17 protein-coding genes are annotated in these 20,398 nt (G+C 56.7%); 12 read left to right on the forward strand and 5 right to left on the reverse strand.

Translation table 11 applies throughout. The annotated features are described in order from the left end of the window. Positions 1-51 precede the first annotated feature (51 nt). The gene (gene glpK, locus AC1EKG_RS06545) at positions 52-1,578 is read left to right on the forward strand and encodes a glycerol kinase GlpK (RefSeq protein WP_481067787.1); all 1,527 of its coding nucleotides are present in this window, start codon (positions 52-54) and stop codon (positions 1,576-1,578) included. Between the two features lie 52 nt (positions 1,579-1,630). Beyond that, positions 1,631-2,233 carry a lysophospholipid acyltransferase family protein gene (locus AC1EKG_RS06550; RefSeq protein WP_004807517.1) on the forward strand — a complete coding sequence of 201 codons (603 nt, stop codon included), beginning with the start codon at positions 1,631-1,633 and terminating at the stop codon, positions 2,231-2,233. On the opposite strand, the gene AC1EKG_RS06555 is transcribed toward AC1EKG_RS06550, so the two are convergent. Then, entirely contained in the window at positions 2,230-3,000 is a 771-nt protein-coding gene (locus AC1EKG_RS06555; protein ID WP_040315288.1) for an Fpg/Nei family DNA glycosylase, read from the reverse strand. The genes AC1EKG_RS06550 and AC1EKG_RS06555 overlap by 4 nt on opposite strands. A gap of 59 nt (positions 3,001-3,059) precedes the next feature. Between AC1EKG_RS06555 and mgtE the strand changes: the two genes are divergently transcribed. From mgtE to AC1EKG_RS06575, 4 genes are all read left to right on the forward strand, one after another. After that, entirely contained in the window at positions 3,060-4,403 is a 1,344-nt protein-coding gene (gene mgtE / locus AC1EKG_RS06560) for a magnesium transporter (protein WP_004807513.1), read from the forward strand. Between the two features lie 440 nt (positions 4,404-4,843). After that, the gene (locus tag AC1EKG_RS06565) at positions 4,844-6,136 is read left to right on the forward strand and encodes an SLC5/6 family protein (RefSeq protein ID WP_004807509.1); all 1,293 of its coding nucleotides are present in this window, start codon (positions 4,844-4,846) and stop codon (positions 6,134-6,136) included. A 33-nt stretch (positions 6,137-6,169) separates the two neighbouring features. Then, the gene (locus AC1EKG_RS06570) at positions 6,170-7,564 is read left to right on the forward strand and encodes an L-serine ammonia-lyase (protein WP_004807507.1); all 1,395 of its coding nucleotides are present in this window, start codon (positions 6,170-6,172) and stop codon (positions 7,562-7,564) included. Between the two features lie 106 nt (positions 7,565-7,670). Then, positions 7,671-8,519: a DNA-methyltransferase gene (locus AC1EKG_RS06575; RefSeq protein WP_004807505.1), complete on the forward strand. Its 849-nt coding sequence runs from the start codon at positions 7,671-7,673 to the stop codon at positions 8,517-8,519. Here the strand turns inward: AC1EKG_RS06575 and AC1EKG_RS06580 are convergent. Continuing rightward, entirely contained in the window at positions 8,516-10,093 is a 1,578-nt protein-coding gene (locus tag AC1EKG_RS06580) for an asparagine synthase-related protein (protein WP_004807503.1), read from the reverse strand. The two genes, AC1EKG_RS06575 and AC1EKG_RS06580, sit on opposite strands and share 4 nt — an antisense overlap. Positions 10,094-10,217: 124 nt before the next feature. On the opposite strand from AC1EKG_RS06580, the gene AC1EKG_RS06585 reads away from it, so the two are divergent. Beyond that, entirely contained in the window at positions 10,218-11,504 is a 1,287-nt protein-coding gene (locus AC1EKG_RS06585) for an oligosaccharide flippase family protein (protein WP_004807501.1), read from the forward strand. Here the strand turns inward: AC1EKG_RS06585 and AC1EKG_RS06590 are convergent. After that, the gene (locus AC1EKG_RS06590; RefSeq protein WP_004807499.1) at positions 11,501-12,646 is read right to left on the reverse strand and encodes a glycosyltransferase; all 1,146 of its coding nucleotides are present in this window, start codon (positions 12,644-12,646) and stop codon (positions 11,501-11,503) included. The two genes, AC1EKG_RS06585 and AC1EKG_RS06590, sit on opposite strands and share 4 nt — an antisense overlap. Before the next feature lie 9 nt (positions 12,647-12,655). Then, positions 12,656-13,738 carry a non-hydrolyzing UDP-N-acetylglucosamine 2-epimerase gene (gene wecB, locus AC1EKG_RS06595; protein WP_481067788.1) on the reverse strand — a complete coding sequence of 361 codons (1,083 nt, stop codon included), beginning with the start codon at positions 13,736-13,738 and terminating at the stop codon, positions 12,656-12,658. Between the two features lie 538 nt (positions 13,739-14,276). Here wecB and AC1EKG_RS06600 point away from each other — a divergent pair. Further along, entirely contained in the window at positions 14,277-14,942 is a 666-nt protein-coding gene (locus tag AC1EKG_RS06600) for a glycosyltransferase family protein (protein ID WP_231288197.1), read from the forward strand. Then, positions 14,943-16,061 (forward strand): glycosyltransferase, encoded by a 1,119-nt coding sequence (locus AC1EKG_RS06605; protein ID WP_004807492.1) that lies wholly within the window; start codon positions 14,943-14,945, stop codon positions 16,059-16,061. It abuts the gene before it with no gap. On the opposite strand, the gene AC1EKG_RS06610 is transcribed toward AC1EKG_RS06605, so the two are convergent. Then, the gene (locus AC1EKG_RS06610) at positions 16,058-18,082 is read right to left on the reverse strand and encodes a Na+/H+ antiporter (RefSeq protein ID WP_481067789.1); all 2,025 of its coding nucleotides are present in this window, start codon (positions 18,080-18,082) and stop codon (positions 16,058-16,060) included. The genes AC1EKG_RS06605 and AC1EKG_RS06610 overlap by 4 nt on opposite strands. An 88-nt stretch (positions 18,083-18,170) precedes the next feature. Between AC1EKG_RS06610 and AC1EKG_RS06615 the strand changes: the two genes are divergently transcribed. The 3 genes from AC1EKG_RS06615 (at position 18,171) to AC1EKG_RS06625 (ending at position 20,316) form a co-directional block, all read left to right on the forward strand. Then, positions 18,171-19,175: an amidohydrolase family protein gene (locus AC1EKG_RS06615; protein ID WP_004807488.1), complete on the forward strand. Its 1,005-nt coding sequence runs from the start codon at positions 18,171-18,173 to the stop codon at positions 19,173-19,175. 58 nt (positions 19,176-19,233) lie between these two features. Then, entirely contained in the window at positions 19,234-19,767 is a 534-nt protein-coding gene (locus AC1EKG_RS06620; protein WP_004807486.1) for a type 1 glutamine amidotransferase domain-containing protein, read from the forward strand. 102 nt (positions 19,768-19,869) lie between these two features. Further along, positions 19,870-20,316, forward strand: a complete 447-nt coding sequence (locus AC1EKG_RS06625; RefSeq protein WP_004807485.1) for a PACE efflux transporter — start codon at positions 19,870-19,872, stop codon at positions 20,314-20,316. Positions 20,317-20,398 lie beyond the last annotated feature (82 nt).

Raw genomic sequence — 20,398 nt, forward strand, 5'->3', positions numbered from 1 at the left:
ATTGCCATTGAGATGCCGGCTGTATCTCGCATATTAATCTGGAGGACAATGATGACTGACAAAGATTATGTACTAGCTATCGACCAGGGGACTACCTCTTCGCGCGCTATTTTGTTCAACCATAGTGGCGACATTGTGGCTTCGGCACAGAAGGAACACGAACAGATCTTCCCGAAGCCAGGCTGGGTAGAGCACAATCCCATCGAGATTTGGGACAACATGCGTTACTGCGTGGCATCTACTTTGCAACAGGCACAGATCAATAGGCACGCGATTGCAGCGGTAGGCATTACGAACCAGCGTGAAACCGTAGTCGTTTGGGATAAGAACACTGGCGAGCCCGTTTACAACGCAATCGTCTGGCAGGATACTCGTACCTCCAAGATTATTCGCGAGCTTGCCGGCGAGGACGGGCTGTCTAAGTACCGCAACATTTGCGGCCTCGACCTGTCCACTTACTATTCCGGCCCGGAGCTGAAGTGGATTTTGGACAATGTCGAGGGTGCCCGCGAGCGCGCGGAGGCCGGGGAGCTGCTGTTTGGTAACACGGACACTTGGGTGCTGTGGAATCTAACTGGTGGGGTCAACGGTGGCGTGCACAAGACTGACGTCACTAACGCTTCGCGTACGATGCTGATGGATATTAGGACGCTGAAGTGGCGCGAGGACGTGTGCAAGGATTTCGGCATTCCTATGAAGATGCTTCCCGAGATTTGCTCGTCTTCGGAAATTTACGGCTACGGTAGGAAGAATGGTCTGCTGATCGATACTCCTGTTGCGGGTATTTTGGGCGATCAGCAGGCGGCTACTTTCGGGCAGGCGTGTTTCAAGAAGGGCATGGCTAAGAATACTTACGGCACCGGCTGCTTCACCCTGATCAATACGGGTAAGGAGCCCGTCTTCTCCGAGAACGGTCTGCTGACCACCGTTGCTTACAAGATTGGCGACCAGGAGCCTTCTTACGCGCTCGAGGGTTCGATCGCGGTTACCGGATCGCTGATTCAGTGGCTGCGGGACAATTTGGGAATTATTTCTTCTTCTTCCGAGGTCGAAGAGCTGGCTTCCAGCGTCGAGGACAATGGGGGCGTCTACTTCGTTCCCGCTTTCTCGGGTCTGTTTGCCCCGTACTGGAAGGATGATGCTCGCGGCGTGATTGTGGGCCTGACTCGGTACAACACCAAGGCACACATTGCCCGGGCGGCATTGGAGGCTACGGCTTTCCAGACGCGCGAGGTGCTCGAGGCCATGAATGCTGATTCTGGCGTGGAGCTGACCGAGCTGCGTGTGGACGGCGGCATGACTAATGACAACCTGCTCATGCAGTTCCAGGCTGATCAGCTCGGATGCAAGATTGTGCGCCCGAAGGTCATGGAGACTACCGCGCTCGGTGCGGCCTATGCTGCGGGCATCGCGGTTGGTTTCTGGGAGGGCGAATCCGACGTGGAAGCCAACTGGGCCAAGAAGGACGAATGGAATCCTGGCGAGGATCGCGAAGAATACGATCGCACCTACAGGCTGTGGAAGAAGGCTGTAACGCGCACCTTCGAATGGGTTGACAAGGACGTAGCAACCGAGTAATCCCAGTTTGTTCCGGCTAGCCCAAGGTTTTGCCTTGGGCTAGCCTTTTGTTATGGCCAACCTGCTAAGCAAGTCGCTCCGTTCCGGCTTAGCCTACGCCCTCGTAAAAATTGGTCGGGTGCGGCTAGAAGAAGAGAGCCTTTCCCCGAAGAGCTTTTCTTCCCCAACTATCTTTTACGCGAACCACACTTCTCACCTAGATTTCTTGCTGATTTGGACGCTGTTGCCGCTTCGCGGGCAACTGCATCCCGTGGCGGCCAAAGACTACTGGCAGGTATTTCCCCGCTCGGCACCCGCTCGCTTTTTTCACGCCTACCTGGTCGATCGGGGCGGTCGGGGCAGAAGAAACCAGGTGAAGGGCATGAGTCAGGTGCTGGCAGCAGGCGATTCGATCCTCATTTTTCCCGAGGGCACCCGGGGCGATGGACGAACCCTAGGCCGATTCCACCGCGGGTTATATTTCTTGGCGAAGCAGAACCCGGACGTACCGGTGGTTCCTATCCGATTGCGCAATCTTGCTAGGATTCTGCCAAAGGGCCAGCATGTTCCGTCTTTGCACAGGGCAACAGTTGCTTTCCTGCCTCCGCTTGTCTTGCGGAGCACGGACTCGCCTGCTTCTTTCCTGTTGCGGGCCAGGAGTTTGCTTACCAACTAGCGCTGGCAGCCGGGGCACCAAAACAGCCTGCGCCCGCCCATCAGGGTTTCTTTTACGGTGGTCCCACACCTCGGGCAGGCCCGCCCAGTCCGGTGGTAGACGGCGAAGCGGGTATCTACCTCGTCGGCGCCCGCCCTCTTGTATTTGCTTTCTAAGGTGTCGATGATTCCGCTTTGTAGGCCTTGCCCCATTGCACAGGCCAGGTCATCCCACAACCTTTCTAGTCTGGGCACCGCCACGTTCTGGCCTTTTCGAAACGGCGAAATGCCCACGCGAAAGAGGCACTCGGCGCGATAGATGTTCCCCGGCCCGGACACCACCTTCTGATCCATGACCAGTTTGCCGATGGGCACCGCCTTCTTCTTGATCGCCAGGCAAAAACGCTCTTTGCCCTGCGGATCGGCGCGCAGCGGGTCGGGGCCGAGGCGGCCTATCACGGCACGCACGCCTGTTTCGTCTAATAATTCACAGGTGTTCGGACCAGACAGGTACGCGCTGTTGGATCCACTTGAAAGCGCCAGCCGCACATTCGGCCCGCCGCTGCTCCGCCAGTCCCCGTATAGCCCAAGGTGAACGTGCACGTAGAGGTCGCTGAAGTGCAGAAATAGATGTTTTCCCCAGGCGAAGGCCTCCTGCAGCACCTGCCCGTTGATCCGTGCTGCCTGGGAGACGAAGCGTCCTTGCGGCGAGGAGGCCGCTACCGGCCTCCCCCGGAATAGTTCCTCGAGCATCCGCGCCTGTCGATGAATCTTATGGCCTTCAGGCACCCTTTCCCCCTAAAGTCAACTATCCTAGTTTAGGCCAGTTCCCCTACCAGGAGGCTCCTTTGCAAGACGACGTAAGCACCGCCAAGATTCGGGACCTCATTGACCATCGCGACCTCACCTCGCTGGCGGCGCTGGTACGTGGGCTTTCTACTAACCGCACCGTTAGGGTGCTGTCCGAGCTTCCTTTGAAAGAGGCCGCGGTTGTCTTCCGGCTTCTAGAGAAGAACATGTCGCTGAAGGCCTTCGAGGAATTGGACCAGCCCACCCAGGCGGATTTGATCAGCCAACTCTCGCGTAGCCAAGTCCTCGACATCTTCCGCTCTTTGGATCCAGAAGATCAGACCTGGCTCCTTGACGAGGTGCCTTCTAAGGTTGCCAAGCAAATTGTTTCCAGCCTGGATCCGGCCGAAGTCGAAGACACTATGAATCTTCTGGGCTATAGGCGCGATTCTATTGGCCGGCGCATGTCGCCCCAGGAATTGCGGTCGAATCCTTCCGAAACTGCCGCGGGCCTGCTGGAGCGCATTGGCGCTCACGACGCAGACAACGACATTCTGTCTGAAATTCCGGTGCTCACTACCGACCGCAAACTGGTAGGCAAAGTGGAATTGAAATCGCTGCTGTCGGCTCCACCTGAGACCCAGGTGGGCGATCTGATGGTGATCGACCCGTTCTACTCTTTCACTTACGAGGACGAAGAAAAGGTGGCGCGCGAGATTTTGCGTCACGGTGAGCTGATCCACCCCATAGTGGATTCCGAGAAGCGACTGGTAGGTATCGTTCCCCTGTTGGACGCGGCCCGCATTGACTACCAGGCAGCCGAAGAGGACCACGCTCGCGCAGGTGCAGCTGAACCACTGCGCAGGCCTTACTTACTCACTTCTGTTTTTAAGGTGGCTCGCTCCCGTATCGTATGGCTACTGGTATTGGGCATTTCGGCCACTTTGACCGTGCAGGTACTAGAGGTATTCGAGGCGACCCTGTCTCAGAAGATCGCGCTATCTTTATTTATTCCCCTACTGATTGGCATTGGGGGCAATACCGGCTCGCAGGCCGCAACTACCGTCACTCGCGCCCTCGCCACCGGCGAGATCGGCATTCGCGACGTTGGCAAAGTGGCCTTCAAGGAAGTACGCACCGGACTACTGGTAGGCGCATTGTTAGCGGTAGTGGCACTAATAATTGCCTCCCTGGTTTACGGCATCGATATTGGCAGCGTAATTGGGCTAACCCTGATCTTGAATTGCCCAATTGCCGCTACCGTCGGTGGCGTAATTCCACTGGTTGCTAAAGCCTGCAAGGTTGATCCGGCAGTTTTTTCGACCCCGTTTATCTCTACGTTCTGCGACGCTACCGGCCTGCTGGTCTACTTCATGGTTGCCAAAACACTGCTCGGCCTTTAGTCCCGCCAGCGCGAGCTAGCACACATACCTTAGGACGCTTTAATCTGAAATGAGATCTTCGTCTCTAAACGGTCCGCACGGGGCTGCGAAAGTAAACAACACCTACATTAGGCACCTTATAGATAATTTCCTCTTAGCTTGGCGGGACTAAAGCCCCGTACGAAAACAAACCAGGCGGTGGGCCCCGGAAAACTTCTGCGCCATTAGGCACCACAGAGACCACTGTCACATGCAATAAAGCTGGAAAAATTAATAAACTACTCTCCCCCACCGTTAAGACCTACTATTATTTTGCGTTAGGCCACATATTGCCTTACTTTCTCTTTACTCATTTTTCTTTTACAAACTGCGATTTTTGTCAGATTCAAGGTACCCTCCATAGGTACGCTCACCTTCGGGTGAGCCTCGTAAGTTCCGTATCCGCCTAGCAAAGGACACCGATGTCCAATTCAAGAGTTGAGAAGAAACCGACTTCCGATCCCGGCTCCAGTAAGGATGTGCAGAAGCCTGGTACCGGCACCGATATCACTTGGGCAATTAGCCTCTTCGGCACCGCGGTGGGCGCAGGCATTTTGTTCCTCCCCATCAACGCTGGTGCAAACGGCCTCTGGCCCTTGCTGATCGTCACGATCCTGATTGGGCCAATGACCTATTTCGCTCACAGGGCCTTGTCCCACTTTGTTTGTGATTCTCCCCGCAAGGGCGAGGACATCACCAAGGTGGCAGAAGGCTACTTTGGGCTTGGCTGGGGCCGTTTCATTACTGCCCTATACTTCCTTGCAATTTTCCCCATCGTTTTGATTTACGGCGTCTCCATCACCAACGCGGTAGATTCGCTGATGGTAAACCAGCTGCACATGTCCCCGTGGCCGCGCTGGCTCCTTTCCGGCGTGCTAATTGGCGCCATGATGCTGGTTATGGTTTTGGGCCAAAAGCTGATGCTCATCGTCACTTCTGCCCTGGTTTACCCGCTGATCCTGTGCCTGTTCGGCATTTCGCTATACCTGATTCCGCACTGGAATTTCTCGGGTGGTCTAGGTGAGTTCCCTTCGTTCGGAAACCTTTTGAAGTACATCTGGATTTCGATCCCCGTACTGGTTTTCGCATTCAACCACTCCCCCGCCATTTCGCAGTTCTCGCTAGCTATGCAGCGTATTTACGGCGAGAAGGCAACAAAGAAGGCTTCGCGCGTACTGCTGTACACCACGTGTATGCTGGTGGTCTTCACCATGCTGTTCGTGTGGTCTTGCGTGCTCACTCTTGGCGAGGACGGCCTGTCAAAGGCTCGTTCCACCAACCTTCCGGTGCTGTCTTACTTGGCGAACGTGCTGCACACCCCAGTAATTGAATACCTCGGCCCAGCAATCGCTATTGCGGCAATTGTTTCTTCCTTCTTCGGCCACTACCTAGGCGCTGCTGAGGGCGCTGTCGGCATCGTCCGTCAGGTTGCTCCTTCCTACGTAGGCAGGGTCGGCGAACGCCGCATCTACGGTTACGTAGCCGTGTTCGTATTCCTGTTCACCTGGATCGTTGCGATCTTCAACCCATCCATCTTGGACCTCATCGAATCGCTGTCCGGCCCGGTCATCGCTTCGATCCTGTACCTGATGCCGATGGTTGCCTTCTACACGGTTCCCTCGCTCAAGAAGTATCGCCATCGCGCATCCAACATCTTTGTTATCGTGATGGGACTCCTTGCGGTAAGCGCGATTATCTTCAAGCTCGTCGCATAAGTTCCATCAAGGCCAACGGCAGAAAGTAGAATCATGACGGTTAGCGTTTTTGATCTGTTCAGCATCGGGATCGGCCCCTCCTCTTCCCACACCGTGGGTCCAATGGCGGCCGCTGCCGATTTCATTGACAAACTTCGCGAGGACGGCTATTTGCACAAGGTGGCGAATATCCAGGTCGACTTGTTTGGTTCACTTGCTGCCACCGGCCTTGGCCACGGCACTTTCGGTGCCGTGCTGCTAGGGCTAGAGGGCAACCGCCCTCAAAAGATTGGCCCCGACGAGGTCGACGGTCGCCTAGCCGAGATCGCGGACGGGTCCCCACTTCGTCTGGGTGGGGACGGCCCGTCGATCAAATACGGGATTGACGACCTGATCAAGCGGCCGTTGACCGTGCTTCCTAGGCACGCCAACGGCATGCGCTTCCAGGCCTTTGATGCCGCCGGAAACAACCTGTTCGACCGCTACTCGTATTCAATCGGCGGCGGGTTCGTAGTACACGATGGCGAGGATGCCACTGCCATTGTGCAAGATGGCGCCAAGCTGCCCTACGAATACACTTCGGGGGAAGATCTGGCTCGCCACTGCAAAGAGACGGGCATGCGCATCTCTGAGGTCGGCATGGCTAACGAGTCTGCGCGCTCTTCGAAGGAAGAGGTTGTCGAGCGTCTTCTAGAGATCGCGAGCGTCATGGACGAATGCGCCAAGCACTCCCTCACCCGTAAGGGCGTTCTGCCTGGCGGGCTAAAGACCCAACGGCGTGCCCCCAAGTGGTACGAGCGGCTGAAGCGCATCGACCCGAACCACGACGTGGGCCACTGGCTCGAATGGGTCAACTTGATTGCGCTTGCAGTCAACGAAGAAAACGCCTCGGGCGGACGCATTGTCACCGCTCCTACTAACGGTGCTGCGGGGATTATCCCAGCTGTACTGTTCTACGCCCTGCACTACACGGACCGGGCGAAAGAGGACACTGACGAGGCGCGTCGTTCCATCATCTGCGACTTCCTTCTTGCTGCTGGCGCGGTAGGTTCCGTGATCAAGGAACAGTCCTCCATCTCGGGTGCCGAGGTCGGCTGCCAAGGCGAGGTCGGATCTGCGTCTTCGATGGCTGCTGCCGGACTTGCCGAGGTGATGGGCGGAACCCCCACCCAGGTGATGAATGCGGGCGAAATCGCGATGGAACACCACTTGGGGCTCACCTGCGATCCCGTTGGTGGTCTGGTACAGGTTCCGTGCATCGAGCGCAACGCTATTGCAGCCGCCACGGCTGTGAATGCGGCCCGCATGGCCCTGTTCGATGATGGCGATTCGGCAATGGTTTCCTTGGACGCCGTTGTGAAGACCATGAAGGAAACGGGTGCCGACATGTCGAACAAGTACAAAGAGACTGCCCTTGGCGGTCTTGCTGTGACGGTAGTCGAATGTTAGGACGCTAGCTTTTAGATGTCCCCGGCCTGTGCCGGGGACATCTTCTTTTAATGGGAAATGCCCGGCTGCTTTTCCTTCGGTACGTGCGTGCCTATAAGCTATTGGCATGGAACACACTTGGACCGTCACAGCCGATACCGTCTTTCATGCGGACAATATGGACGTGCTGGGCCATCTGCCCTCCGAGTCTTTCCAACTCATCTACATAGATCCCCCATTCAATACTGGCAAGGTGCAAAAACGCCAGTCTCTAAAGACCGTCGCGGCAGAAGATGGTGGGCGCATCGGTTTCAAGGGGCAAAGCTATAAGGAAGTGCGCGGCAGGATCTATTCCTACAACGATTCCTTTGCGGACTACTGGGAGTTCCTCTACCCCAGGCTGCAGGAAGCCTGGCGGCTATTAAAACCCTCCGGCACCCTGTATCTTCACCTAGATTTTCGGGAAGTCCACTACGCAAAAGTGCTGTTGGATGCCCTCTTTGGGCGCTCCTGCTTCCTGAACGAAATTATTTGGGCTTACGACTACGGTGCCCGTGCTAAACGAAAGTGGCCGGCCAAGCACGACAACATTTTGGTGTACGTAAAAGACCCAACGGCCTACTATTTCAACAATGCCGAGGTCGACCGCGAACCTTACATGGCTCCCGGCCTGGTTACCCCGGAAAAGCGCGAGCGCGGCAAACTCCCCACCGACGTGTGGTGGCATACGATCGTGTCCCCTACTGGCAAAGAGAAAACTGGCTATGCCACCCAAAAGCCCTTGGGGGTACTTCGGCGGATAGTGGCGGCCTCTTCGGCAAAGGACGATTGGGTGCTGGATTTCTTCGCCGGCTCGGGTACAACAGGGGCTGCAGCCAGCGAACTGGGACGCCATTTCGTACTGGTCGACCAAAACCCGGCTGCCATAGAAACGATGCAGACCAGGTTTGCGGACCAGCAGGTAGATTTCCGCTAGCTGCGGGGAAGCACATCCCCCCAACGCCCGGTCAGGAATTCATCTGCCCAAAGGCCCATCTGCGTTGCGCCGGCTAGGTAGCTTCCCAACTGGTGCACCTTATCTGTGCTGGCAAACGCCTCAAAAGACATGGGATGGTTGAGCATCGTGCGGATTGACCGGTACTTAGAGAGCGCCTTGTCGGCTCCTACCAGCCGCATACCTGCCAATAGCCTAGCCTTTAGCGAGGCGTTCATTTGTGTGGACCTTGGGGCAAACAGCCCCATCTCTTTGCCCGTTATCTGATAGTAGATATCGGCAGTAAAACGCGCATACCACGCTCTGGTTGCAGTCAGTGCTTCGCTGCCAGCTAGCCACGCCTGCCACATGGGAAGGTCAAGCATCGGCAGCGCCCAGCTGTAGCCGAAGAACTCATAGCCACACATGGAATTGTTGATGTATTTTGCCTGCCGCTCGATCAGGTTGAACCATTCCAAATATGCCTGCAAATCCCGGTTGGCGTGGCCGAGGCCTACCTGGCTGGCGACTGCGCGGACAGATTCCAGCCAGAGCGGGTTCGCGCATACACTTCTAGCCCTCCCCTGCTGGGAGGCGTGATGGCTAGCCAAGATTAGATTCAGCTCCTGGCCGCTAGGACGATGCTCAAGGATCTGTTCATCGTGCATGTTTCCCACGATGGTATGCCCGGGCAAGAAGACGGCATCAGGGGCGACCAGTTCCTGCTCGCGCATCTGGGTCAGGGCAAAGAAGTCCTGCACGTGCGGCAGCGACGTTCCCTTCCACGTCTGCGCGACGAAGCGGTGTCCTTCTTCCGAATGCCATGCCTGCTGCACCTCTTCCACCGGCATGGGCACATATATCCATGGCAGCCCTAGATCATCGGCTACCGCCTTCGATATGCCACTTTCTGGGGAGTTTTCCTTACCATAGGTGAAGGTGAGGATATTGGCAGCACCAAGCTTTTTTAGCAACGCTGCCATAAGCCTAGAATCCAGCCCACCGGAAAGTGGCACCACCAACTGCCGGGAACCAGCCTGGTCCAATACTCGCTGCAGCGAGGTGGTCAGCGCCTCTTCAAAGAGTGCGTGGTATTCGCCCTCGTCAGTGATCGGTTCTGGATCGAAGGCGTAGGTGAAGTACGGGCTGACGCGACGCTCTCCGTTCTCTTCTAAGGTCACCTTGGTGCCCGCTTGCAAGGAATACACCCCGTCTAGCAAAGTGCGATCGGCGAGCACAAACGCCATGTGCGCAAACAGCTGCGCGTCCGCCCTACTCAGGTGCCACAGGTTTCGGCTCCGAAATAGCTCTACATCGTCAGTAATGATCCACTTGCGCCCATCCCAGGCGTATAGAAGCGGATGCGAACGCACTCTGTCGCTGGCCACCACGAGCTTGTCCGCACGCCGATCTACTACCATCCACTGCCCGGCAATAGCGGAAAGCGCCTCGTCCGTCAGGTCGCCGCGAAGGAGTTTAAGAGTTTCAGCCGAGGTCGATAGCGGAGTCCACAAATGTAATTTTCCACTTTCGTCACTAACCCAATTCCCGCTAGTTAACGCCAATTCATAGCCCATTTTCCCTCACTGGCTGCATTGTAGAAGTGATATCTGCGTGTATTCTATCCTTCGCCGCAGTGGGGGAATGAAAACTGGCTGGTATAAACTAGTCCAGAACTAGGCAGAAGGAAAGGGCGCCCCAATGAATTTCCGCGAGCGCACTGCAAAATGGGTACAGATTCAAAAAAAGAAGAGTCCCATTCTTGCCGCTATCCTTACTCTGATGTCCGGCACCATGTTGTCGCAGGTTGTAACCTTCATCTTCCAGATCTTTATTAACCGGATCTATACCGACTATGAAAAGGGCCTATTCGGAATCTACGGCACAATCACTACTTTTGTGATCGCCGTGGCTGCCTTGCGTTTCGATATCACCTTAATACTGCCGAAAGACAATGTTTCTGCAAGAGTGCTTAAGAAACTTGCTACGCGATCTATCGTAGTTAGTTCCTTACTTACTTCCCTATTCTGCATTGTCTTTTCGAAGGCGCTAACGGATCACTATCACCATTCCCCTGAGCTAGCTAAATGGCTTATGGTAAGTGGCATTACCGTGTTCTTGCTAGCCGAAATAACCAATATCCAATATTGGCTTACGCGCCAGGAGCGCTTCGGAGAGCTGGCCTCTAACAGGGTGCTACAGACCGTCTCTATCGTAGTTTTGCAGCTTGTCATGGGGTTGGTGCTACACGGGTCTTTGACCGGCTTGGTAATTGGCACAATGGCCGGCCAGCTTATTGCATTCATCGCCATCCACATTCGCACTCCGGAGCTGCGCCGCCCGCTTCCCGAAGACGCGCCCTCGATGCGCTCGATGTTAGTGCGCTACAAGAACATGCCTCTGCTAAACGGCCCGAACGTGCTTGTCGATTCGATTAGGAACATGGGCATCAACCTGCTCATCGGCTCCGTTGCGGTTGCCGCGTTGGGCCAGTTCCAGCTGGCCTGGGCAATCATGCAGGTGCCAATTGCGCTCATCGCTGGGTCAGTCTCGCAGGTCTTCCTGAAAAAGTTGGCGGTGACCGAACCCGGCAAGATGCGCACCCTAGTACGTTTTACGCTGGTCCGGGCCGCGATGGTGGCGGTAGTGCCTTTCGCCGCCCTCTTCGTGGTAGCCCCCTGGCTGTTCCCGTTCCTATTTGGCGCGCAGTGGGATCAGGCGGGCTACTTCGCCCAGGCGCTCACGCCTTGGCTCTACATGACGGTGCTGACTTCGCCCATTTCTAACATCTTTGTGGTCACCGAGAACCAGAAACAAATGCTGGTATTCGCCATTTTCTACTGCGTGGTGCCGCTAGCGTGGCTCTGGTTCTCACCGCTAGCTCTGCTGCCGTCTATATTTGTCTTGGGCGCCCTGATGGCATTCTTACTGGTCGTACAGCTGGTTATGGCCTGGTGCTGCGCCGCCCGCTACGACAAGCGCGCCTAGCCGAGCGCCTCTTTGTAGAGGGCGAGGTTCGCCCTGGTAAAAGCGGCTTCGCTGAAACGTTCGTGGGCGTGGGAGCGAATCTGCTGCCGGTCGAACCTGCCGGCCTCGGCCACTTGCACCATGGCGTGCGCGAGTGCCTCCGCGTTGTCGATAGGCACGGTTATCCCTGCCTCCGGTGGCACCATGAACTTGCCCGCCCAGGTGCGCGTGGCAATGCATGGCAGGCCGCAAGCTTGTGCCTCAGCCAGAACTGTGCCGCCGGCCTCCACAGCACTGGCAAGCACGAAGGCGTCAGCGCTACCCATCAGCGCAAATACCTGGTCGCGCTCTACGGCACCTAGGAACTCCACCGCGGCGTCCACGCCCAGGGTCCGGGCGTAATCCTGTAGCTGGTCGATTTCGCCGGGCTGCCCCTTGCCGCCAATCCGCAGGCGAAGTTCCGGCAGTTGCTCGCGCGCTTTCGCAAAGGTTGAAAGAAGCAGCTTGGGCCTTTTGTTTTCGCCCAAGTGGGAAACGTGCAAGAGGGTGAAGCCCTCCCCCGATTGCATGGGGGCATCAAAAGCTTCCTGCGGCACGGGCAGGGCAATGACCTGCCACGGAGCAGTGCGGTAGTACTCTGCCAACACGTCGGCAAAGGGCTGGGACACCGTCGCCCGCGCACCGGCCGCCCGCACCTCTTTGTAGATATGTTTGCCGCGCCCTACCCGCACATTCCGGTTGGTCGAGGACGGGCGATGCTCGGTGAGGCAGTAAGGAACCGCCCACTTGCGGGAGGCGCTAGCGGCAATGGTAATAGCCGGGTACACCGAGTGCGCATGGACTATGTCCGGCACGCCTTCCAATCGCTCATACTCACGCAATGCCCGCTGACACTGGACTTTGAACATCGCGGATTCTAGCGGCAGCCGCTCGTGAGGCATGCCTGCAACGGCTCCCCGGATGACCCGAATTCCGTCCTCGATAGTTGGCCGCAGCGTCAGGTCGACCTCCCACGGCTTAACCGCGTCCAGAGCCAGCACCCCAACCTTCATTCCGGCTGCCCGCAGCATGGCCACCTGTTCCCGGAAGAAAGAGCCGTTGAAGGGGCTCTTTTCGTTCGGATACCAAGAAGGAACCCACAATACGTGCAACCGTTTCTGCATGCTCTTGTCCTACCTTTGCTCGGCGAGCAGTACCTGCGCCACCTTTTCGGCAGCGGCGCCATCCCCATATGGGTGAGCCAATTCTGCCGGCGGTTCGGCAGGTAGTTCCCGCTGCGCTGCCCGCACTAGTTCTTCGCCCGGCTCTACCAGGACGTTCCATCCCAGCTTTACCGTCTCGACCCATTCCGTTTGGGGGCGAACAGTAGTACAGGGCACCCTGAGCATGAATGCTTCCTTCTGCAACCCACCCGAATCCGTGAGCACTCCCCTAGCGTGTAGCGCCGAAGCTATTAGCTCTGGGTAGGCAAGGGGCTTATGCAAGGCCAGGTTGCCTCCAATGCCATACAGGTCAATCCCGTGCTCCTCGCACTTTGCGACGAGTCGCGGATGAGCCAGCAGCACCACCTTGTGGGACACCTGGGACAGGGAAGTCAGAATGGCTCGCAACCTTGCCGGATCGTCCGTGTTTTCCGCACGATGAATAGTTGCGAGCGAATACGACTTTTCCGCTATTGCAAACTCCTGCATCACGGGCGAGGGCGAGCCTGCTACCTGGTCGCGCACTTGCAGGAGAATGTCGCCCATCACGTCGCCGACGATACGCGTCCTATCTGCCAGTCCTTCTTCCTTTAGGTGCGCGGCGCCCTCGGCGGTCGGGGTAAGCAGGAGGTCGGCCGCGTGGTCGGTCATTATCCGATTTATTTCCTCGGGCATAGCGCGGTTGTAAGAACGCAGCCCGGCCTCTAAGTGAGCAACCTTGTAGTGCAGTTTTACAGCACTTAGCGCACCAGCCAGGGTGGAATTTGTATCACCGTAAACTAGCACCCAATCCGGCTTCAGTCTTGCATATGCGTCATCCATTGCAGCAAGGATGCGCCCAGTTTGCACCCCATAAGAACCAGAACCAACTCCCAGATGAATATCCGGAGCCGGGATATTTAAATCGGCAAAGAATACGTCGGAAAGCATCGGATCATAATGCTGTCCTGTATGAATTATTTGATGTTCTATTCCCGCCTTAGCGAAGGCGTGAGCAATGGGCGCAAGCTTCACGAACTGCGGCCTTGCCCCTACAACTGAAACAACTCGCATAATCACATAATACAATGCTCCTCAGTACTTACTTATTGACTGTTTTTAACACCCAAATAGGTATAATTCACCTGTTGCAATTACTATATTAATTTTCCATTCAAAGAGGTTTATTTTGAGCGCATCGATGATATTCCACGCTCCATACCCCATGGAGCTTAACCCAACTTCAGCATCCAGATTGCGCCCTCTGCGAATGCGTGAAGCTTTCAAGCAAATAGGCTATGACGTGGTAGATCTTTCCGGCAGCACCCCACAACGGAAAGCCAGCATGAAGCACCTAAAGGAGCTATTGAGATCAGGAAAAAAGCCGGACTTTTTATATAGCGAAAATTCTACACAACCGAATGTTTTTTCCACAACGATTCGGGACGGCTTCGCCCCCACATTGGACACCCGCATAATGCGGATGGCCAATAACTCGAAAATCCCGGTCGGAATGTTTTATCGAGATATTTATTGGAAATTCTCATCAGAAAAAAACGGCCTGCTCGCCCGGCTATCCCCTACCTTCCACAAGCTAGACATGAAAGGGTACTTGAAAGCACACACGCATTTCTTCCTGCCCTCAGAGCAAATGGCGGAGTACCTGGATCTGCCGGAAAAAACTAGCTATTCCGCGCTGCCTCCGGCCGGGGACTCCAACCAAGTCTTACCGTTGCCAGACTCCGCTCTGACACTCTTCTATGTAGGCGGTATCGGCGCACACTACAAGCTGAATGCATTCATAGATGCGGCAAGGTCGATACCGCAAATTCGGGTAAATCTTGTCACCAGAAAGAAGCAATGGGACGAAGCCATAGCTTCCTACCCCACCTTCCAGTCGCCCCAAATTCATCCATATCACCTAAACGCCAACGAGCTAGATGATCTTTACGCACAAAGCCACATTGGAGTGTTGGCGGTTGAGCCTTCGGACTATCGCCGCTTCGCAGTGCCTCTAAAGCTCTTCGAGTACCTTTCCAGGGGCCGACCGATCCTGGTGACGGAGGGAACCGAAGCTGCCCGGATAGTTAGTAGTTTTAATGCCGGCTGGGTTGTCCCGTACACGGCGGAGGCTATTGCCGCTACTTTGCGGCGGTTGCAGGGTAATCGTGCCGAGGTTCAAGCCAAGGCAGCCAACGCGGTCTCGGCTGCGAAGGTAAATACCTGGGCTGACCGGGCTCGCACGGTAGCCGATACGCTAACCGGGAAGAGTAAGTAGATGCGCGTCGCCTACACCGTGGGCATCAGTAAGTGCCCTCCGACTTACTTCACTGTCCAGCACGCGGAGTTGATGGACAATGATGCTGCTCTATTTGGGTTGGTACTCGAAAAACACGACGCTTCGATTTCTATCCCATTCAAGGCGGCTGTTCCATCGATAGGTGGGCGTCTTCCTTTCCGAATGCGCGAATATTTAGAGCCCGCCTTTTTGCCTCATCTTTCCAACATGATTCGAAGGTGGCACCCAGATATCATCCACCAGCACTTCGGGGTGTGGTCTCGGCCTGCTGCCAGAGCCGCCCGGAAGTCTGGCATCCCTATGGTGGTAACCCTGCACGGTTTTGATGTTTTCCTGCGGTTAGCCCCACCTAGCACCCTTATGCAAAGGTGGCACCACCTGAACTTCGATACGGCCACTTCCACTGCCGCTAAGGTATTGCCGGTCAGTAAGTTCCTAGCTGACAAGGCTGCCCAGGCCGGCGTGAAAAAGAAGAAGATTCACGTCCACTACCAGGGCATCAACACGGATTTCTTCACCCCGCCCTCACAACCTGTTGAAAATGAAGTTCCCACTATTTTGCACGTGGGCGCCATCAGCGAGGCAAAAGGCATCCCCCGCCTACTTGCGGCATCGGCACTTATCGAGGACGAATTCCCCCACCAATTACAGCTGGTGGGGGCCGGCCCACTGGTTGGCTTCGTGAAGGACTTTGCCCGTTCTCACCCCCAAGTGCACTACCTGGGCAGCCAGAGTCGCCTCGGCGTGCGCGAGGCCATGCGGGCGGCAGATATTTTCGTCCTCGCAACCGAAAAGAATGGTAATCGGGAGGAAGCAGCAGGACTAGTGACGCTGGAGGCGCAAGCCTGCGCTACTCCCGTACTTGTGAACCGATCCGGGGGTGCCCCAGAGATGCTGGTAGATGGCGAAACAGGCCTCACCGCGCAACGGGGCAACGCTTCTGACATGGCAGCGCAGCTACGGGTGCTGCTGTCTATGAGCGCTGCCGAGCGGGCAGACATGGGCACCCGAGGGCGGAACTTCGTAGTAAAAGAACGCAGCCTCGCCCGTTCGTGCGCGCAGCTCGAAGAGATCTACCAGGCCCTTACTGCAAACTAGAGAGTTGCCCCTGAAAGGTTCATCTGCAGCAGGTACACGTCATCACGCAAGGCATTTGCTATTTGGTCGGTGATGCGGCCTTCCTCGCGCAGCTCCCCGACGTAGCCCAGGCGCAGCCGCAGGGCCTCTGTTTCTAAAGCTTCCATCGAAGCCGACAGCTCCTGCTTTTGCTTTGTGCGGTCTCCGTCCATCGGCCGGCGCTGCGTACGCATCTGGTATGCCTCTAGGCGTTCCCTGAGCAGGTCTGCCAGTTCTTGATGTTCCCCTACCAGGTGGGCTGCGGCCTCGTCCCCGTTAGCTTTGCGCTCGGCCAGTTCAGCCAGAGTTTTCTTTTCCAGCAATACCCGGGCAGCCAGGATTTGATGCGGATCTATCTGCTCACTTCCGGCGCGGTTTCGCCGCTGGAAGCCAAGTAGCAAACGCTGGAACAGGCGCGGCAGCGTTTTTAGCAGCCTGCGTTTTGTTTTGCCCCGGCGAATTAGCCCTTCCTTCGTGCGCGACAGGATCATCTGCAACTGCCTAAATGTTGCTTCGGTGATCTTTTCTTCTTCCCGCAAGGCGGCGGCATGATTCAGCTGGCCAGTGACAACTTGGAGCCGGGCCTGGCGAATCTGCTCGGCGTAGGTGCCGGCCTCTTCCAATTCCCTAATTTCGCGATTGTACCGCCTGGTCAGCGCCGCAACAGCGAGGGGCGCAGAGGTGCCGTGCCTACTGCGCAACGCACTGATGGTGCGGCGAAGCACTTCCGCCTCTCCCCAGCGCATTCGCGATTCTTCTTTCGCATCCCCCTTCTTCGGGGACAGCACCGGTAGCAGAAAATTCGCTAGCAGCAAGGTAACCAGAATGATCCCAGAGGCTAGAAAGATTAGTTCGTCCCTAGCCGGAAACGGTTTGGCGTTAGAGGCCATTTGGGGCAGCGTGAACATGATCGACAGCGTCACGGCCCCCTTAGGGCCTGCAAGCGTTGTGGTGGCAGCCTTGCGCAGCGGAACGCGCCATGTTCGCCCTCGGAGTGCTTCCATCACGTAAATCCACACGAAACGCAGGACGATGAGGGCGAAGGACAACAAGAAGACGAGCCCCACCATGGTCAGGCCACTTCCTTCGCGGCGCCATGAACTACGCATGACCGAGGGGAATTGGGTGCCCAGCAAGACGAACACAACCCCGTTCAGCACGAAAGTGAGCACTTCCCACACCGAGGACGACACCAGCCTAACCCTGGCGGAGTAAGAGGTGCCTACCCGCGGGGTGAATAACGTGGTGGTAAGCCCTGCGGCAACTACCGCCAGGATGCCGCTCACGTGCAAAGATTCGGCCAGCAGGTAGATCACGAAGGGGCTGAGCAGTTCGAAGGTCACGTGGAAAACGGTAGATTCAAGCCCGATCAGACGGACTATCCCCAATAGGATCAGCGAGACAATTCCCAGCACTATGCCGATTCCCAACCCGCCTAGGAAAGTCTTCGCGAAGGCGCTAGAGGCGTCCGCCACCGAAAAGAGACCGGTTACCGCGGCGGCCACCGCGAATTGGAAAGACACGATTCCAGAGGCGTCGTTGATCAGTGCCTCGCCCGAAAGGAGCGCGTTCTGCCTTTCGTCCAGTGCCACTGAGGGAGACAGCGCCGAGGTGGCAACCGCATCGGTGGGCCCAAGCGCGGCCCCCAACGCGAAGGCTGCCGCCAAGGGGACCGAGGGCGAGGCCCAGTGCAGCAGGAATCCCACCGCCAGTACGGAGGCGAAGACCAGGGCGATCGCAAGTGACAAGATGCCGCCCATGTTCTTTGCTAAAGCCCTTTTCGAAACATGCTTCGATTCGTCGAATAGTAGCGGCGCAATAAACAGGACCAAGAACAGGTCGGGGTCCAGCCCCAAGCTAAGCGGTTGGGAAAGGAAAAGTGCCCCCACTGCGCCTAGGACGATCTGTACTAGCGGCAAAGCTAGTCGGGGCAGGAACTGATCGAACACGGACGATAGCAACACGATGGTTGCGAGCAGGATAACGAAATGGAGAGTCTGCACGTTGTTCCTTCCAGGTAGCCACCCAGATTCTACTCAGACAGGACGGCACATTCACTCTAGGATGGAATGGAGCAGCGTTAGGAGAATCATGGACAAGCTGATCACCGTCGAAGAACACATCACTTACGAGGACATCTTCGCCAAGGTACGCGAGTTGGATCCTGCCCGTCCCAAGCGGATGGACCCGGAACTGCAAGAATTCCTTGGCGGCTATTTCGAGGGTGTGCAAGGCTGGGATTCGCTGACCGGCCGCCGTCTAGAACTGATGGATGAAGAGGGCGTGGACGTCCAAGTCGTCTCGCACGGGCACGGCTCTCCCGGCCAGCTAGCCCACCCCGCCGCAGTGGACATGTGTAAGGAGGTAAACGACCGGCTTGCAAAGATGATCAGCGAGGTACCCGACCGGTTTGCAGGTTTTGCCACGCTGCCTCTTATCGATCCCGCGGCCGCAGTAGACGAATTGCACCGCTGCGTTAGCGAACTGGGATTCCACGGTTCCCTAGTATTAGGGCGCTACCAGGACCTGTTCTTAGATCACCCGCGATTTAGGCCCATCTTGAAGGCACACGCGGAGCTGAACGTCCCCCTGTACATTCACCCCGGCCCGATCATGGATTCGGTGGCGAACGCCTACTATTCGGGCGGCACCTGGCCCGCCAAGGTCGACTACATGCTTGCCTCTTCCGGCTTTGGCTGGCACGTGGACGCGGGGGTACAGGTACTGCGCCTTATCGCCGCCGGCGTGTTTGACGAACTGCCTAACCTCAGGATCCTCTCGGGGCACTGGGGCGAAACCCTTCCCGCCTACCTGGAGCGGTTCGACGACCAGATCGGGATTGCTGCCACCTACCTAGAGCGCCCCTTCTCGCAGACCTACCGCGAGCAAGTGTGGATTACGCCCTCGGGAATACTGACGCCTGCGCAACTAAATCTGGCTATTGCCCAAGTAGGTGCCGACCACATTCTGTGGAGCGAAGACATCCCCTACATCAAGTGCAAGAACATTCGCACTTTCCTCGATGAGGCGGACCTCAATGAGGGCGATCGGGAAAAGATTGCCCACCGCAACGCCGAGACGCTTTTGGGACTGTGACCTAGAAGCGGTCCGGGCATCTTGTTAGCGTTATAGACGAGCCTTAGAAAGGATCGACATGAGTGAACTGACTGGAAAGAAGATCGCCGTCATCGCTACTGACGGTTTTGAAGATTCCGAGCTGACCTCCCCCGCACAGGCCGTAAAAGAGGCCGGCGCCGAGGTTGTCGTTCTAGCTCCCGAAGCGGGCCAGATCGAAGGCAAGAAGGGCACCAAGGTAGACGTGGACGCCACCACCGCAGACTCGGTGGAAGCAAGCTTCGACGGCATTATTCTGCCCGGCGGCACCACTAACGCCGACCACATTCGCATGGACGAAGCCGCCGTCACAATTGTGAAGAAGCACGTCGAGGCCGGCATGCCGCTCGGAGCTATCTGCCACGGCGCGTGGATCCTGACCGATGCCGAAGTGCTAGAAGAGCGCACTCTCACCTCCTACCCGTCTCTAAAGACCGACCTGATCAACGCAGGTGCCATTTGGACTGACCAGGAGGTGGTCTGCGACCAGGGTCTAGTTTCCTCCAGGACTCCAGATGATCTGCCCGCTTTCAACGCCAAGCTGGTAGAAGAGTTTGCCGAGGGCAAGCACTGAGCAATCGTTTTTCCGGTGGCTGGGGAGAAATTCCCCAGCCACCTTTTTGTAATTTGCCCAGCGAAGGTCCAGGTAAGTATCGTGACAGGTGGAAGGGGGCAAATGCTCAACCTAACTCCAAGACGGCGACGAATCGTTTATTCGCTCAGTTACGAGGTCATAGCCGTCTTTGCAACTGCCGCCTTCCTTTTAGTTTTCAACTTCGGCGCCTCCGGCTCCTTACTGATGGGCGTCATTTCTTCGACCGTAGCAGTCATCTGGAATTTCCTGTGGAATCTGCTTTTAGAAACGTGGGAAGAGCGTACAGATGCCGGCCCGCGCACCCCCCTGCGCCGCGCGGTCCAGGCCATAGGTTTCGAGGGCGGACTGGCACTGTGGCTTACCCCCATCGAGGCCTGGATACTGAACGTTTCCCTGCTAACGGCTCTGGCCTTAGAGGCCGGACAACTAGTCTTCTTCCTGTTCTACACCTACGCCTTCTCTTGGGTATTCGACCACTACGTGTGTGCCCCGCCGGTGGAACAGAAAGCCTCCGCAAGTATTCACTGAACCCCTTAGCGCCACCGGCAGGCGGAAAAAGAGCGGCGCCCTCGGCAGCGCGGCGGCGTACAAATCTGCTCCCACTCAAAGG

The organism is Winkia sp. C0117E2, assembly GCF_056590455.1.